Origin of the sequence: Acinetobacter johnsonii ANC 3681 (assembly GCF_000368805.1) — a bacterium.
Taxonomy (GTDB): Bacteria; Pseudomonadota; Gammaproteobacteria; order Pseudomonadales; family Moraxellaceae; genus Acinetobacter; species Acinetobacter johnsonii.
Map to the genome: position 1 here is coordinate 189897 of NZ_KB849705.1, position 15319 is coordinate 205215.

At 41.2% G+C, this 15319-nt stretch carries 14 protein-coding genes; 1 reads left to right on the plus strand and 13 read right to left on the minus strand.

Features of this window, described 5'->3' with window-relative positions:
* Positions 1–47 precede the first annotated feature (47 nt).
* The gene (locus F946_RS05140; protein WP_004979856.1) at positions 48–362 is read left to right on the plus strand and encodes a hypothetical protein; all 315 of its coding nucleotides are present in this window, start codon (positions 48–50) and stop codon (positions 360–362) included.
* Between the two features lie 142 nt (positions 363–504).
* On the opposite strand, the gene F946_RS05145 is transcribed toward F946_RS05140, so the two are convergent.
* The 13 genes from F946_RS05145 to F946_RS05205 all read right to left on the minus strand — a co-directional run bounded on the left by F946_RS05145 (position 505) and on the right by F946_RS05205 (position 15318).
* On the minus strand, positions 505–900 hold the full coding sequence (locus tag F946_RS05145) for a hypothetical protein (protein ID WP_004979858.1): 396 nt from the start codon (positions 898–900) through the stop codon (positions 505–507).
* Entirely contained in the window at positions 901–1410 is a 510-nt protein-coding gene (locus F946_RS05150) for a lysozyme (RefSeq protein ID WP_035326449.1), read from the minus strand.
* Entirely contained in the window at positions 1400–1681 is a 282-nt protein-coding gene (locus F946_RS05155) for a holin (RefSeq protein ID WP_004979861.1), read from the minus strand. Before F946_RS05155 ends, F946_RS05150 begins: the two co-directional genes overlap by 11 nt.
* Before the next feature lie 75 nt (positions 1682–1756).
* Positions 1757–3673: a hypothetical protein gene (locus tag F946_RS05160; RefSeq protein ID WP_004979864.1), complete on the minus strand. Its 1917-nt coding sequence runs from the start codon at positions 3671–3673 to the stop codon at positions 1757–1759.
* Between the two features lie 9 nt (positions 3674–3682).
* Positions 3683–5371, minus strand: coding sequence for a phage terminase large subunit (gene terL, locus F946_RS05165; RefSeq protein ID WP_004979866.1), 1689 nt, complete (start codon positions 5369–5371; stop codon positions 3683–3685).
* A complete protein-coding gene (locus F946_RS05170; protein ID WP_004979869.1) occupies positions 5371–5679 on the minus strand; it encodes a hypothetical protein in 309 nt (102 codons plus the stop codon). The genes terL and F946_RS05170 overlap by 1 nt, the downstream gene beginning before the upstream one ends.
* Positions 5680–5739: 60 nt before the next feature.
* Positions 5740–6318, minus strand: coding sequence for a hypothetical protein (locus F946_RS05175; RefSeq protein ID WP_004979871.1), 579 nt, complete (start codon positions 6316–6318; stop codon positions 5740–5742).
* Positions 6315–8846, minus strand: a complete 2532-nt coding sequence (locus tag F946_RS05180; protein ID WP_004979873.1) for a hypothetical protein — start codon at positions 8844–8846, stop codon at positions 6315–6317. Before F946_RS05180 ends, F946_RS05175 begins: the two co-directional genes overlap by 4 nt.
* Positions 8847–8913: 67 nt before the next feature.
* Positions 8914–9363: a hypothetical protein gene (locus F946_RS05185; protein ID WP_228128100.1), complete on the minus strand. Its 450-nt coding sequence runs from the start codon at positions 9361–9363 to the stop codon at positions 8914–8916.
* 63 nt (positions 9364–9426) lie between these two features.
* Positions 9427–12282, minus strand: a complete 2856-nt coding sequence (locus F946_RS05190) for a hypothetical protein (protein WP_004979875.1) — start codon at positions 12280–12282, stop codon at positions 9427–9429.
* Positions 12282–14351, minus strand: a complete 2070-nt coding sequence (locus F946_RS05195) for a hypothetical protein (protein WP_004979876.1) — start codon at positions 14349–14351, stop codon at positions 12282–12284. The genes F946_RS05190 and F946_RS05195 overlap by 1 nt, the downstream gene beginning before the upstream one ends.
* On the minus strand, positions 14351–14821 hold the full coding sequence (locus tag F946_RS05200; RefSeq protein ID WP_004979877.1) for a hypothetical protein: 471 nt from the start codon (positions 14819–14821) through the stop codon (positions 14351–14353). The genes F946_RS05195 and F946_RS05200 overlap by 1 nt, the downstream gene beginning before the upstream one ends.
* Entirely contained in the window at positions 14818–15318 is a 501-nt protein-coding gene (locus F946_RS05205) for a hypothetical protein (RefSeq protein ID WP_004979878.1), read from the minus strand. The genes F946_RS05200 and F946_RS05205 overlap by 4 nt, the downstream gene beginning before the upstream one ends.
* Position 15319 lies beyond the last annotated feature (1 nt).

Here is a 15319-nt window from a genome sequence, read left to right on the forward strand (position 1 = left end):
GAGCGATATTAATCATTCATTTTATATTAAAAGGTTTAAAAACGAGAATGAAAATAGAATCAGATTTAAGTGGTTTAAAGAAATTAACTAATAATGCTAAAGCTTTACAGGGTTCTGGTGGTGTTTCTCTAACTGAGATTTTGAATGATTCATTTATACAGAGCAATACCCCCTTTAATGACTTAAATGAATTGTTTGAAAAAGGCGGTTTCAAATTTGAAACGCTTGAGGAATTTGAGGCTATTCCTGACGAAGAATTAAATACATTCATTGCTAGTATATCTGAATATTCAACATTCCAAGACATGATCGGGGCTGCAGGAGCGGCCTTAATAAGAAGTCGACTTTTTAAAGGATTGTAATAAGAGCCCTCACTTAGAGGGCTTTTTATCAACTATCGAAATTACTGCTGAGTGGCGCTGTTGGCAATCTACATACTTGCGGCGATCATCGATCATAATCGGCAGAATGTCTTTTCCCTGCCCCGATTCAAGTGTTTGCAAATCAGGGCATCGCGCTTTCAGGTTCGGCGGTATTACCAGCGGCATTGACTGCTGACACCCCAGCAGCATCGAAACAAGTGTTGAGATAAACAGGACGCTCAATGATCTTTTGCACTTCACGTGTAATCGTTTCTGTTTTGACTCGTTCGGTTTCTTTGGTTTGTTCATAGTCCTCACCTGCTTTCTGTGCTCGTTCTTGTGCTTTCTGCTCTGCGTCCTTATAAGGCTTCACGGCCTTATCGACTTCTTGCTGCACCTTAGTTTTGCAATCAGCCTTAGCCTTGTTCAAATCACCAGCCAGTGAATTGGATTGCCATGTTTGAAAGAATCCATAGATCAAAAGCACAATGATTAAAGTCCAGCGCTTGTTATTCCAAATCAGTAAAAGTAAGGGCATCTAGTTTTCTCCCATGCATTTGTCATAGCGCGCTTGCTGTCGTGTCCAAACGCCATAGCAGTTATTTGAACGGATTGAACAATCGCGCTTTGCTGCATACTTCCACTTCAATAACGACTTACAGGCTTGCACATAGTTGCGTGATTTCAAGTTACGAAGCATGGAAGACTGCGACCATGCGCCAGTGCCAAACTGGTATGTGAAGTCCATATATAAGTCATACTCAGCTTGAGAAAGCGGAATACCAACAAGCGTTTTGTTGAAAATCTTGGCGTCCTTGTTCATGTGGAATTGTAGATATTCAGCTGCTTGTTTCTTGGTAATTGGCGGATCAGTGATTTTGACAGTTTTGCCGTTTGGATAGACCGTTGTCCCAGTTCCGATGGTTGCTACTTTGACACTATCGTAATAAGGCTTGAGTACAGTCCCTTCACGGCTTTGTGTCCACGCCACACCGCCCAAACTAATCACGGTTGCCATGGTTACAGCTATCTTGGTTTTATTCGACATTGCATTCACCATTCGCTTTTCGTAGCGCAATTTGATGGAGTTGATCTGCACGCTTATTTTCTTGGCGCTTGTAGTACCAGGTAACTAAAAAACTCATGAAGCTGACCAATAGACCAATAAGGGCTATTGCCAAACCAAAGGCGGTAACAGGGTCTAATCCCAAAAACTTCCCCGATAACCCCGCTATTGATCCCCCAACTGTCGCTTTGGTTGAAATCGACGTAACTCCCGCACTCGCTTCGGCAATTGCTTGCCCTGTTGTTTCAGACATTTCGCCCCCTAATTTTTGGTAATAAAAAACCCCTGATCTAATTAAAGGTCAGGGGTAATAGAAGTTTGTTGAGTGTTAAGTGAATATCTTTCTTGTGCTTACTGAGAAATCACCTAATTCAAGTGCTACGGGGTTTGAAATTGCCGCACCATAATAAAGTTTATTGTAGCTCCCTGTGACTTTTCGTACTGTCGGAGCACCATAGACATTGTTTTCTTCATTGAAAATTGTCGTCTGAGTATAGATGCGCTTGCTTGTTGTAGAGTCTTCTTGAACAACAGTGTTAGAGCGATTTAAATATTTAAACCCATCCGCTTCTAATGATAAGTTCACGAAATTAGGTGAAATTACTTTTGTGAATGATTCGGGAGTTGTATGCATTGCAGTATAGAATGTCTTACTACTTACTTTATTAATAAATGTATTATCAAACTGATACCCTCCATTTTGATTGAAGATATGGCTATTTACATTTTTCAGAATTTTTCCTGAACCCCAATCAATAGTTGTTTCTTGGCGAATTTCCAGATTGCTAAAAACACGAATAGCTGCAAGAGGATCGCCATAGACACCATCAATATTAAATATTTGCTTCTGTAAGGTTTCACCACCATGTAGAGAGCCACCCAGTAGACCTGTAGTTTCTTCGACGATCGCATAATCACTTGCACCTTCAGATGAAGTATATAATTGATTGTTATGCCAAAAAACAAGGCCATCAGCAGCAGAGGTAAACTCACCATCTGTAATAGACGAATAGTTGCATCCAAAAACACTTACTGAACCAAGAGCTTTCCGAACAACTTTTATTGTATGAAAGCCCGGAGCGGCTTTAAGTGCATGTCTATAAATTGCAGCAGTTGCAGCAGTAAGAGAGATTGTTTCTTTCAGTACATCATCAATATAAAGCTCAACTTGACCGCTTGAACCCGCAGTACATAGGAATTGCAGATTGGCTTTTCCCGCACTATCAAATTGTGCGTTAAATGAAATAAATTCATTAAGCGCTACGCCTTGCACAGCATAATATTTGTGAAGATCAACATTCGGAGTGACTGAATGCGATAATCGTTCTGTATAGCCAGATGGAGTATATTCAACTTCGGCCCAATGAGTTGGATCGCTAACAGCACTATTCGCATGTTTCCCTACCCATGCCGGCCCGCCATCATAAATTGATGTCACTCGCAGAAACTCCGCAGCTCCACCCAATGATCCTGTAGAAGTAAGTACACCGCGTCTTAACTCAAACAATAAGTGATTATTTGGGCTTCCTGCTTTAGAAACAACAATCCAATAACGAGAACCAACTGTAGAGCCATCAGTAATAGTATATTGAGCACGACGAACCATGGCTTTTTTTGAATTGCCAAAATTTGGTAAAAACAAATCTGGAATGAGTTTTTTTTGCGCTATATCTTTTGTTATTTCTAATGTAGCCATGCTTTCAATACTGTTTTCGAAAGTTTCATTTTTTGATTTTTGAGTATCATTAAATTGTTCTTGGTTTCCACCATCATATGCAATAAATGCAGCATCCCAATTTTTATCAGAATTCAGATTAGATAGTCGTTGAAAGAAATCTTCATTCAACTCTAAAAGCTGATCTAGTGTTAAACCTTGTAACTCAATCTGTTCGAGGATTATTTTTTTTAATAGTTCTCGATTACTATTCAATTCCTGCATCACTAGCCAAATCTTGTCTAAGTCAAAATTCAGCGAATTGGGATTAAGTGAGTTGTCATAAGTTTTAAATGTCGTACTTCTGGCCAACGGAGAATTACGCCAAATTTTAATTAATGAATCTAATAATGGAGGGTATTGAAAAACGACATTCCCATCACTAAAAGACCAATCACCAACATTTGTTGGTAAATCATTTATAGTAACTACCAGATTATCTGCTGAATCGCACACAAAACCCAAAGCAAATGATGTAGTTACACCATTTGCAACGTGTTCGATATATGGCGTTTGTTCTTGGACTGCCATAGTTGCCCCCTAATCGTTAAAATCTAAGGTGGCTTCTGCAACACCACCGTCTGTTCTCCAATTAGGACGCTCATTCACTTCATTAGTTCTGTGTATTTTTCCGACACGTTCAGGTTGATCAGTAATTGCACCCGCTGCTGAGTCTAAGTAGTCATCAGGTTGGCTTGAAACCGCAGGGTTCCATTCCCGCATTTGCTTCGCAACTGCAGAATCTTCTTCGTCACCGTTCACACCAGTCGTAACAAGTACTGATATATGCGCCCATAAAAGCCCAGACATTAATGGACCCTCAAGAGCATCTAGAATTCGTTTATTTTTATTCAATGTTGAAGGCCTTTCTTCGACAGCACAACGCAGCTTTCTCTTCTTCAAAGCTGCCTTGAGTGAAGATCCAGCAAAACCACCGATACCATTGGTTTCAATCACAATTTTAGGAACATAGTATTTTTCAACGAGATCACAAAGTTGCCAAACTTGCCCCCCGACTATTTCACCATCATCATTTGTAATAATATCGGGACCAGTTAAAGCAATTGATCGATGCCAATACTTCGTACCTAAATCGTCATGTAAGAATAAAGCTACAGATGAAATATCAGATTTAAGCTTGCCGCTAGATGGGTCCCATTTCGCCGACATACCCACGATACGACGTTCACCCAACATCATGAGGTATTGACCATTCGCACGTCTCAGCACTGGCTCACAGTCATAGGCAAGGATTTTGTCAGGATCAAGACGAACATCACCAATCGGCTTGGCATGCATCTGATACTGTGAATCCCATTCATTTAGGGTTTTACATTCCTCACGCCGAAATTCCATTTCTTCAGGTGTGAAACGTTCCTCCCAAATCCCCTTTGAATAAAAATCGACAATGTAATTTGATTCTAAAAAGGTTACTTCCCAAGCATTCTTTAATTTTCTACATTCGTAGTTTTCACCCTTTCTTAGATATTTCGCACCTACACCAATGCCTGAGAATGCATGCACTGGTTCAAAGTCGAGTAATACCTTTTGACCTTTGACACTGTCCCCAACACGTTTCTCATGCTCAAACATTTTAAGAATCAGCTTACTAACTTTTCGCTGCTTCTTAATTTTTTCATAAAGCGAATCATGGGTGTGTGGTGTGCCGATCCAAAGCCGTTTTGCACCAGGAATAGCAATGTGCGTTTGTTCAGATAGCTTTTTAGGTAGCTTCTCTCTTTGCTCAGGGTTTGCCGTGGTCTGTGGTGTCTCAACGTCATCGTTTTGGATGAAGTGCGCACGATGTCCTGTAACACCCGACAAGATGCCTTTTGCCAGCATGGTGCCGTAACGAACGTCTGGAGTGCCTTCTACAAACCAACGTTCAACCTCGCCTTGGCGAATAGCAACATTAGGATTCCCAATACATAAAGGATGTCTTTCAAGAACATCACGTGTACCTTTTGAACACTTATAAGCATCTGCATCCGTAGTGCCTTGATGCAAGATTTGAGTGCTAGGCCAGCAGTAAATCACCCACGCATTAAATACGTCCAATATGGACGATTTGGAGTGTCCACGCGGAAGCATGAGCAAGCCTGTACGCCCATTGAGATAAAACTCCTCAAGGAAAATACAGACTTGAATATGAAAAGTGGGTATCTTCCAACCCTGTAGCTCAGCCCAAAGTAGGAAGAACGCTAAAAAGCTGATCTTCGGTTTAGTCATTAGCTCATACGCTGTTTAAGTTTCGCGGCATCAGCTTCTGCTTTTTTAATTAAATTTTGTTCGTGCTTTTCCTGAGTTGCTTTTGTTGCACTAATTGGTGGAATTGCTCCTGATTTAATGTCCAAAATTCGCTGAAGCGTAGCCATGACACCCGCCTGATCCTTAACGATCTTATACATAAACCCCTTATTCCCGCGCTCCTGATTTGAGCCAAGACCAATACCCATTGCCATGACAGCAGTTTTCACCATGTCATCTGCTATTTCCTCTGAAAGCAGTTTAATTCGTTCTACTTGATCATCACGCATAAAAAATCCCCCTATATAAGTGATATATACAGGGGGATAAATTGTGGTTTGTTGGGTAAGTTATTTACTATTAAGTTTTAACATTTTAGTAGCAAATTCCATAGACTCTTTAAACCCTAATAAATTTATCGTTTCGCTAGAGAAACCAGTTGGATTTTTCCATGAATATGTAAGTTTTTTTCCTGCAATTAAGTTTGAGATTAAATGATCTGTACTATTGCCCGGTAACAATGATGGATTGTCAAAGGTTTGAATAGGTGAGTTATCTATTTTATAATTAATTTTATAATCTCTTGATTTTGATCGAGACTCATCTAAATTAAATACTACAGATGTCCCGTTGTCATTAGTTAAAACAGTAAATTTTTTATTTTGAGTTACACAAGAAAATAAGTTAATTCCCATGTAGTCACTATAAAAACAATTTGTAAACCATGAATCTTCTCTAATATTTAGACTGGGAACGTACATAAAAACTACTTGCGCAGTATTGTTAAAAAAATCCCTATCTATTTTATAAGCCTGTACTCCATCTCTCCAAGAATCCTTATATTCGGGTGGAATAAGTATTGTCTCATTTGAAAATGAATATGATGAAATCATTGATGTCAAAACAAATATTAGTAGTTCTTTTTTCACTCTACGACCCTCTCAAAATCAGGTGCTTGAATATCACCTAAATCGTCTCCCCAAAAGCGCGTACGATCTTGTTCACGCTCAGCTTTTCGCAAAAGCTTTTCTCTATAACCGGGTGCAATCATATCTTGCATTTCATCAAAAATCATTCGGTTAGTAGCGGCTTTGGTGTACCAAAGGTTTTGTGCCGGTATTTTGTTTTTAAAAAGTTTGAAAGCTTCATTGGCTGCATTCGTATCCTTACCCTCGTAATACTGAGTGAAGTTACCTACTGTAAGACCAAGCACTGCTTTAGCATCTGAGCCAAAAGGACCAACCATAAAATCAGAAGCGCTACGCCCACTGGTGTCAGTACCCGCCACAAGGATATCGCCAAGTATTGATAAGCCACCGCCTTGCACTGCTGATCGAGTTAAAAAGTTCATTGTCTTCTGCGGATCATCACTATCCCACATCGTTTGTGGGTCATTACCATTTGCTAGTTCTTTAAGTTGGACAACCAAAGCACCTAACAATGTAGTCATAGCAAAAATTGAAATCCCATAGCCTGCCTTACTCATTTTGGTTGGTTGACTCATAGCACGGCTACCATGGCGCATAAGAAATGCTGCTGGGAACGATTTAAACTGCAGCATAGATTTAAAGATTTCGCCTGTAACAGTTCCTTTCTTTTGTCCTGCGCTCATGAACGTTCTTTCACGCAATCCAGCCTCAACAACTGCCATGCCTTGTTCATCCAGTAAGTGTGCTTGAAAGCTTGAAGCCACTTCATCACGCACCCTTTGCGGATCACCAAAGGCCAATAACTTTTCATCAGGTATTTCATAGATAGAGCGTGCAGACATCAACTGATTGCCTTTGCGATCGACAACAGGTTCAGCTAAACGCATAACATCCCAAACGCGCTCACTCAGTCCTGTTTTTTGCATGAGTTCCCTATCTAACTCGCTCAGCTCTGCCCATGCTTTAGATCGGCTCAAACGTCCGTATTTTTCCATGAGCATTTTAGTAAAACCAACTTTTGAAGCGGCTGTAAGTGCATTGAGACCAGACACACGCATAACTTGAGATGCTACGGCGCTCGATACCCGTGCAAGCTTTTGGCTCTTGCCGCTGACAGAAGTTAGACCATCATCCGACCACCGTGCGATTGAACCTAGCATTTCCTCTGTTGCTAAACCTAAGCTATGTGCTAGCTCTCGATCTTCTTTATTTTTAGGGTTTATCTGACTAATTAACTCACCAAAAGTCTTACGCCAAGCAATATTATGAATATTTGCAGTTTTCTTAATCATGGCCTGATCAGTGAAGCTTGATAAAGTTGTACCGCCAAGCATCGATGCCACGTTCATAGATCGATATGCTAAGCCTAAATTAGCAAGTACTTCACTTTCAGGTGTATTCGCACCCATAAACTCATCAAACATCGTCTGTGCGCGTTTACGTGTCTTTCCTGTGGTGCTCGCATCAACACCTTTTAGCCAGTCTTTTTGTTCTGCTGCATCCATCAAAATACGCATGGCATTTTTTGGATTACTGCCTAAATTTTCTACCAAGGCAATATCTTTAGAAAGGCCATTAATATGGGTTTCTACAAGGTCAACCAATGGCAGACCACCATATTTATTTTGATATCTCAACCACGCATCTGCATCCTTAAAATGCAGTACCCGGCTTTCGTTATGCTTAGATGTTACTTTGCTTGAAACACCACCAGCAGATTGACGACCAATTTCCGTTTTATTGGCACCATTGCTTGCAAGTGAGTCATATGAATAATCTAAAAGTGCCTTAATCTCTTCATCAGAATATAAACGGCCGTCTTCATGTACAAACATGCTTCTATCCTGATCAGGAAGAACGTCTTTTAACCACTCTTCTTTACCTGCTTTTACAATCTTGGCAAGATCATGTGTTTGCGGTAATCCAAATTTATCACCTAAATTTCCAATATCTCCACCTGACCGATTAAAACGCTGACGCATATCTTCAAAAACATTACCCATTTTATCACTAATCTTTTTAGCAACTGGATCACCTGTGTTGTCACCAAAACGCTCACGTACGATATTGCCTACTAATTCTTTATCGGTGAATACACCTATTCCACCTTTAATATTGGTGTAAAAATCTACAAGTTCACCGCGATAAATAGCTGCAATGCCGCGTGCTTTTGAGTCGATAGATTGAATACCCGACATGTCACCATGCGGTGCAACCAGACGGTCTACAACTTCACTGGATGACAGTGTTGGGTGATCCAAAGCAGAAAGGTTTTTACTTTGAGTCAGGATGTCACGCGCTGCTATGGCGTGCTTTCGTTTGAGTTGGTCTTGAATATCCTGAGCAACGAACTCACCTGCTTTAGTGAGCTTTTCAGAATCAGATAAATTGCGCCACGCCTGAATGTCTTTGCGCGCTATAGCTTTTTTAGCATCAATGATGCGCTGTTCGATCAATTGTGCTTCTTGTTGGTTTAATGATTCTTTGCCTAAGGCTTTTGCTACGGCTGCTTTGCATTGGTCTTTCATAAAAAATGCCCAGATAATTTTTCACCATCTGAGCATTTTTTAAGGTTTGTTTTGTTGTGTATTATTTTTAAGCTTTAATCTTATTTAATATTTCTTTGAATAACTCTTTAGGCTCAAAAATAGTTTGTTCATAATCGCCATCAAAATATTCATGGATATCATCAAACCGATCTGTTAAGAGTAAACATAACACTTCAAAATCATACTCCCTCTGGGTTAGCACAAGGGCATCAATTCCAAAGCCATTATTGTGGTCCAATCGACTTAAATAACTGCTCACAATAGTTTTCAAGCAACGTTTAGCTGTATCTTTATCGTTTAGATTTAAAACTTCATCAATTGAATTAATGTACAAGAAATCCTCATCTGCTGGGCACAAAGATGTAGGCACAAGCCTAGTCAATACAGGATATGGTCTTTCCTTAATTACCTCTTCATAGCTAGCTTTAGATACCCACTTATCCCAATCAAAATTTAATTCTTTGCTCATATTTACCTTAATTTCTTTTTTAAACATTCACCAAATATACATGAAGTTTTAGCGGATAAAAGTCATATGCAATTGAAAAATAAATCCTACTTACTCTCCAAACTGTAAAGCACAACTAATAGCCGTCTGAGCCGCTAAAGTATCTTGCTGCGCTTGTTTAGCTTCAGCTTCCAATTCATCCAGCCTTTCACGTAAAGTCATAGTGATTTCTTCGGGATTACCGTCAGGATCATAACGGGTCACACTGATATGCTGATCAGGGTTTTGCATGATGATATCAAGTGCCGCTGACTCTTCAGGACCATCACCAAATAATGAGCCTTGACGCGGATCACCAAGTGAATCGATGTGATCAATCTCACCTTGGATATTGTCCGAAATGGCTTTAGAACTGCGTTTATTGGTATCAAACACATTTAAAAACTGTTTCGCTCCATTACTTAGTCCATCATCGATGAGCTGAATTTGGTTTAAATAATCATCTACAGTTTGACCATTGGCCTTTAAGTCACTGAGCTTTTGAGCTGCTTGTGATAAATCCTTTGCCAGTGTGTTGGCATGTCGCCCACCTTGTTTCACCAAAGAACCCAATTGTGCCAACTGGGGAGCCGCACGAAGCAATGCATTTAAAACGGTTTTGCTATCATCGTCGATGTTTTCATATAGTCTCGTAACAAGACTAGAATCATCGTAAGCACTCTGCATAATTGCCGATTCAATCCGTTGTTTCCCGCCCTGTGACAAACGTCCATCATCGGTCAAAATATTGGGCTTTTCGGACTCCGGGAGTGAATTTACAAATCCGCGAATAAAGTCCATCGAACCATCTAAGTTGATAGAACCGTCATTATTGATCTTCAGTAATGAAGCATCAGGCAAACGATCTACGTCACTGGTTGCACGCTCAGACGCACTGTACTGCGCCACATCGGCTTCATTTGCTAACTTGGTGAATTGCACACGGTCAGTATCTGTTAAGCGTGTACGGACTAATACAGGCCGATCAATCCCTGAAATATCCCAACCTTTTTCAGCAGCATACTTTTCAATATAAGCTCGATAGTTGTCTGCCTTGCCTGTTTCATATGCACGATTGATTGCCAGCGTACGACCATTGCCTGATTCAACAACATTGTCCACGCCGATAATTGGTGCACCGTCTGAAAGCTTTGCAGATTCTCCCAACCACTCAGGCTTTAAGTCATCTGCCATATTCTCAATCTGTTGGCGTGATGCTTCGCGGGTTCGGTCACGTGGTTGTAGATCGGCTGGGTAAAGTGGGTTTACTCCATAAGCCGCATCATTAGACGCAATCAACTCACCTAAAGATTTAACCTCGTATGCAAAGTCATAACTTGAACCATCCATGCCCATTGCAGTACTTGTACCATTACCACCATAACGAGAGCTTAAGCTATTCCATTTATTACGCCATTTTCCAATGGCTTCACCTACCGTTAGCCCTTTCATGCCGTTGTTATTTACAATTGCATTTGCATTTTTTGAATCGTACTGACGCACAACGTCTATCAGCTTTGCATTTGGATCAGATTTTAATACGGTAGATGCTCCACCCGCACCAAGTAAATGACCTAAATATTGCTCATGTGCTACAGGTTCACGGCCTAAGCTTTTGCGCATAGATGCATTAGCATTTTTTATATGCTTCAACCCCATTCGAATCTGCTCATCAACATTATTTCGATCACCACCGCCCTGACCTTTCCACGTCTTGTCGATGACCTGAAACAATCCATGAGCTGAAGATGTAGGATTTTTAGCTGTATGACTAAATGAGCCACCAGTTTCTATATGACTAATGGTTAGCGCTACAGATGGATCCACTCCCTCTTGTTGGGCTTTGCGGGCAATAGTCTTAGCGTTACTTGGTAAAGCCATAGAATCATAATTAACAGGCTTTTGCTTTTCCTCACCCTTAACGCTGTGCTGTACGTTGACTGGTCGACCTAAACGCAAATTGGTTTGCGCCTCATCCATATTCTTGAAATGATTATTGGTCTGCACTGGATTCGATGGCTTAACAGGTGAAGCTGCATTATCAAATTCAACCTCATTCGCAACCAAAGCAGATTGCACCTTCGTTGTGTCAGCTTCCACTTGCTCAGGTGTACGATTTAAATAATGACTTGCCCCACGTGCACCACCAAACATAAGCGTATTCAAAACCACATCGGTAGCAACTGATTCACCAGTGATTTCATACTTTTTGGCCTGTTTATCATAGCCCTCAGACTCAAGCACCTGACCGCTTGCGTATTGGCCCGCAGTTGATAATGCTGTTGCACCACCCACTGATAGAGCTGCGTCCTTAATAACGCCACCCGTGCCTTTAAAACCATAGCTTAAAGGAAGTACTGTGGATGCCGCTGCAACTCCACCATCGATCAGGGCTGCTGTAGTTGCGGTATCTTCATCAACACCTTTTTGAATTAAATCTTCACGGCTGTAATTCACCTCGGTTACACCAGTTGTCAGCGCTGCCCCCACTGGTCCAAGTGGAGCACCTGCCAAAACACGTGTACCCATATCAGAAATACCAAAAAGCATATTACCGACCAATCCTGAGTTCGGCGCATCTTGAAGTTCTTCAACTTGCATCACTAAAGCATCACGGCGGTCTTTGTTCTTTTCTTCATGTACATCTGAAAATGATTTTTCACGTACATCTAATGCCCCATCTAGGCCGCCATTTCGCACATCATCAATGGAGTACTGCAAATGATCAGCAACACGCTCAAAAGGTTTCTTAGCCGTGTCATAGACCTTGACCGCACCCGCAGCCACACCACGAGGAATAGCAGTTGCAGCACCATCAAATAAGCCTACTTCTTTTTTAGGTTGCTTTGGTGCTTTACCCAAACCGCCTGCATTCATTTGATTGATAGATTGCTGTTCGCTATCATCGATTTCACTGAGCCAGTTCATTATTTAGTCGCTCCATTAATCATGATTCGCCAATTAACACCATCAATCTGCAACGGGTTTCCACGCTCATTAAGTAAATCGTATTGAATTTCACCCTTTTTGCTACGCACTGGTGATTGTCGTAAACGTAAGGTTTTAAGCTCTGCCTCGGTCATGCCTGTGTGCTTGGCCAATGATGCATAACCAGCATCGAGACGACTTTCAAAAGCGTCATCGGTCATTCCGTAAGGCATAGCTACTTTCCAATCCTCTAGCTTTCCACCCATATAATTTTTAAGTGTTCCTGACTGTTGATGAACACCGCCTGTTGCAAAACTTAAAGCAAATTTCAGCACCTCTTTATTCGGCAGCTCGTCTGCTTTGTCATGCTGTAAATTTCGTGCCTCCATGGTATCGGCATACACTGCACGGAATACGTTATAAGCATTATTAGCACTCGTACCTGATACGGTATTGCCCACATAGTTGTTAAATGCTGATTTTAAGTCTGCATCCTTAGGCATGATGAGCTGTTTGTTTTTTAGAATTTGTGTGCCGTTGACGATGGAGGTTGAAAGCTTACGTCCCTCAGTACTTTGAAATTTATTCATATCAGCAAGGCCAGCAGCTACATAGTTTTGATCCCCTGAACCTAACTGACCCAACACCGAACCCCAAATGCTTGCGCCTCTTGGATGTCCTTTGGATTTAGAGATTAGACCACTAATAAAATTAAGCTTTTCATTGACCCCCATACCATCAAAGGCTTTCTTTGCTTCGGGCAAATCTTCCTCAGAAATGGGCTTTAAAGTGATATTGGCATCTTTTAAAGATAACTGACTAATACCGTTATCCACCGCACCATCAATCCATTCACTAGGATTCGTTTTAAGCGTGTTCCCACCTAAGCTATGCACTTGCAAGCCCGCTTCACGAACAACCTGATTAGGGTTGGTTTTAGCCGTCTGTAGCTTGGATTTATAAATATCCTCATAGGCATTCAAAATCTTCTCTTCATCTGCAGCATTAGCAGATGGTGTATTTTTCATTTTGGCTTTTTGTTCGTTAATCAATCTTTGCTGTTCAGATGTAGATTTATTGGCAAAACGCTGAAAATTTACTGACTGCTGTTGAAGAAATTTAAACTCAGTTTCGCTTTCCGTTCCCGCTACAGCCTTACTCACATTACTCTCATATTCTGAATCTTGAGCACGGCCTGTTAGTACGTTGGCTTTATAGTCATTCAAAAGCTTGGTTGCTTCTGAATTGCGCTTGTTTTCTTCAACTCGTACTTGGGTATCAATTGCATCAATACGGCTTAAAACCTGATTTTTCTTTTGCTGTAATGTCTGACCATCGGTATAACCAAAGCCACCGTTATCCATTTTGGTAATCAACTGGTGCAATGAATTGGTATCTTTATTCTCTACAGCACTGGAAATAGCACCCTCAATTTCGAGAATGTCTTGACCTGATTCAAAGGCATTTACCCGTGCTTGTACATCCGCTGCAGGTAGATTCAAACTTGCGAGATTGGTTTCTAAATATGCACGTCCTTGCTTACGGTCATAACGTGAAGCTATGTCACCGTAGCGATCTGCTAGAACAACACCCTTTTGCAGGTCGGCACGAAGTTGCAACGGCAATAAACCTGAAGCCTGACGGTTCACATTGTCACGCCAATAATTGTTTAAATCTGGACGCGCAAACTCAGGGAGTTCCGATTCAATTTGCTTGTATCGATCTTCTGACCATTTGTTTAAAGCATCTTGCCCAGCCTTGGCATTGTAATCACCATTAGATACACCGTTTTTCACAAGCGTAACTTGCTCATTCATTTCAGTGGTCATGATGTCATCAAGCTTAACTTTCGCTTCTTGCTTGGCTAAGTCGTTGTTGAACAGCTCGAGGCGTTTGGCACTGAGCTCAGCCTCTTGTTTTTGCTTATCGATTTCCTGAGCTGCACCATGTACAGAACTTCCAAGATTACCAATTGCAGAACCAAGCTGATCTAAGTTGTTTTGAGGTACAGCAATACGTTGAACTTCTGGCATTGCTTTACCAAAATTACCCATCGGGATTCTTGGCATTATTTCCACCCCCCACTTGTCGAACCTTGCGTTTTATTTGTCTGCTGGGTAAGAGCACTGTAGCCACTAGCACCCGCAGAAACGGTATTTAAAACACCTGTAGCGGCTGCCGTATTCGCATTGTTTTTAAATTGGCTGGCTTGTGCTTTCAATCGCTGTGAGGAGTTATAGCCTGTAACTTCAGCCATATTTGCATCGTAATTTGCTGCCTGTTCAATTTCATCATTGATCACAAGTGCAGTGCCTTCATTCACATCCAGTCCATTCTGAGCCAAAGCAGCACGTGCAGCGGATTGGGTTTTTTCTTTCTCCTTTCGGATGCGCTCTGCTTCCAAACGACCACGAGCTTTTTGCGCATCCGCATCCGCTTCGGCTTGTTCACCTGCAGCTTTGTTATTCTGATAACTCGAATAACCTGTAATTGCGGCACTTGCGACTGCTGCCGCAGCAGCGACATAAGCAACACTCATGCGATAAACTCCTTATGTGAGTAGCCGATACTCTCAAGAAATTCGTCAATTTCTTCCTCTGGAATTGTTATATCTTTTTCCAACTGGTCTACGTCTGTCTCATTAGTCGGATGAATCGTGAGCCACGAACTATCTTCATGAAAATAGCCAATACGTTTAGTCCCTGCCTTTGAAAGCATAATTTGACCTGCGTAGACATCCTTAATCCCATCTTCTGTGATTAAGGAAACCGCACCTTTAAGCAAAATATTAAAATGCTCGGTACTATGCATCTTACTAACCACTAAAGTACCTGCTTTGGCATCCATTTGTCGCATGTAAATATCTGGTCCAAAGTGATGAATTACTGGTGGCTTTACTTCATCAATATGGTTTTCACTAATACCTTTTAGCATCACATTTTGGATGCTCTTTACAACCTCGATGTAAGTTCGATGTTCACGGTTTTCCAAAATTCGCTTTAAGATATTTTCTTCTACTGGAATAACATCATTCATG

What these genes read in the sequence shown, in the direction of transcription:
- F946_RS05140 (WP_004979856.1), top strand. Translation starts at nt 48, where the DNA reads ATGAAAATAGAATCAGATTTAAGTGGTTTAAAGAAATTAACTAATAAT.
- F946_RS05145 (WP_004979858.1), bottom strand. Translation starts at nt 900, where the DNA reads ATGCCCTTACTTTTACTGATTTGGAATAACAAGCGCTGGACTTTAATC.
- F946_RS05150 (WP_035326449.1), bottom strand. Translation starts at nt 1,410, where the DNA reads ATGTCGAATAAAACCAAGATAGCTGTAACCATGGCAACCGTGATTAGT.
- F946_RS05155 (WP_004979861.1), bottom strand. Translation starts at nt 1,681, where the DNA reads ATGTCTGAAACAACAGGGCAAGCAATTGCCGAAGCGAGTGCGGGAGTT.
- F946_RS05160 (WP_004979864.1), bottom strand. Translation starts at nt 3,673, where the DNA reads ATGGCAGTCCAAGAACAAACGCCATATATCGAACACGTTGCAAATGGT.
- terL (WP_004979866.1), bottom strand. Translation starts at nt 5,371, where the DNA reads ATGACTAAACCGAAGATCAGCTTTTTAGCGTTCTTCCTACTTTGGGCT.
- F946_RS05170 (WP_004979869.1), bottom strand. Translation starts at nt 5,679, where the DNA reads ATGCGTGATGATCAAGTAGAACGAATTAAACTGCTTTCAGAGGAAATA.
- F946_RS05180 (WP_004979873.1), bottom strand. Translation starts at nt 8,846, where the DNA reads ATGAAAGACCAATGCAAAGCAGCCGTAGCAAAAGCCTTAGGCAAAGAA.
- F946_RS05185 (WP_228128100.1), bottom strand. Translation starts at nt 9,363, where the DNA reads ATGTTTAAAAAAGAAATTAAGGTAAATATGAGCAAAGAATTAAATTTT.
- F946_RS05190 (WP_004979875.1), bottom strand. Translation starts at nt 12,282, where the DNA reads ATGAACTGGCTCAGTGAAATCGATGATAGCGAACAGCAATCTATCAAT.
- F946_RS05195 (WP_004979876.1), bottom strand. Translation starts at nt 14,351, where the DNA reads ATGCCAAGAATCCCGATGGGTAATTTTGGTAAAGCAATGCCAGAAGTT.
- F946_RS05200 (WP_004979877.1), bottom strand. Translation starts at nt 14,821, where the DNA reads ATGAGTGTTGCTTATGTCGCTGCTGCGGCAGCAGTCGCAAGTGCCGCA.
- F946_RS05205 (WP_004979878.1), bottom strand. Translation starts at nt 15,318, where the DNA reads ATGAATGATGTTATTCCAGTAGAAGAAAATATCTTAAAGCGAATTTTG.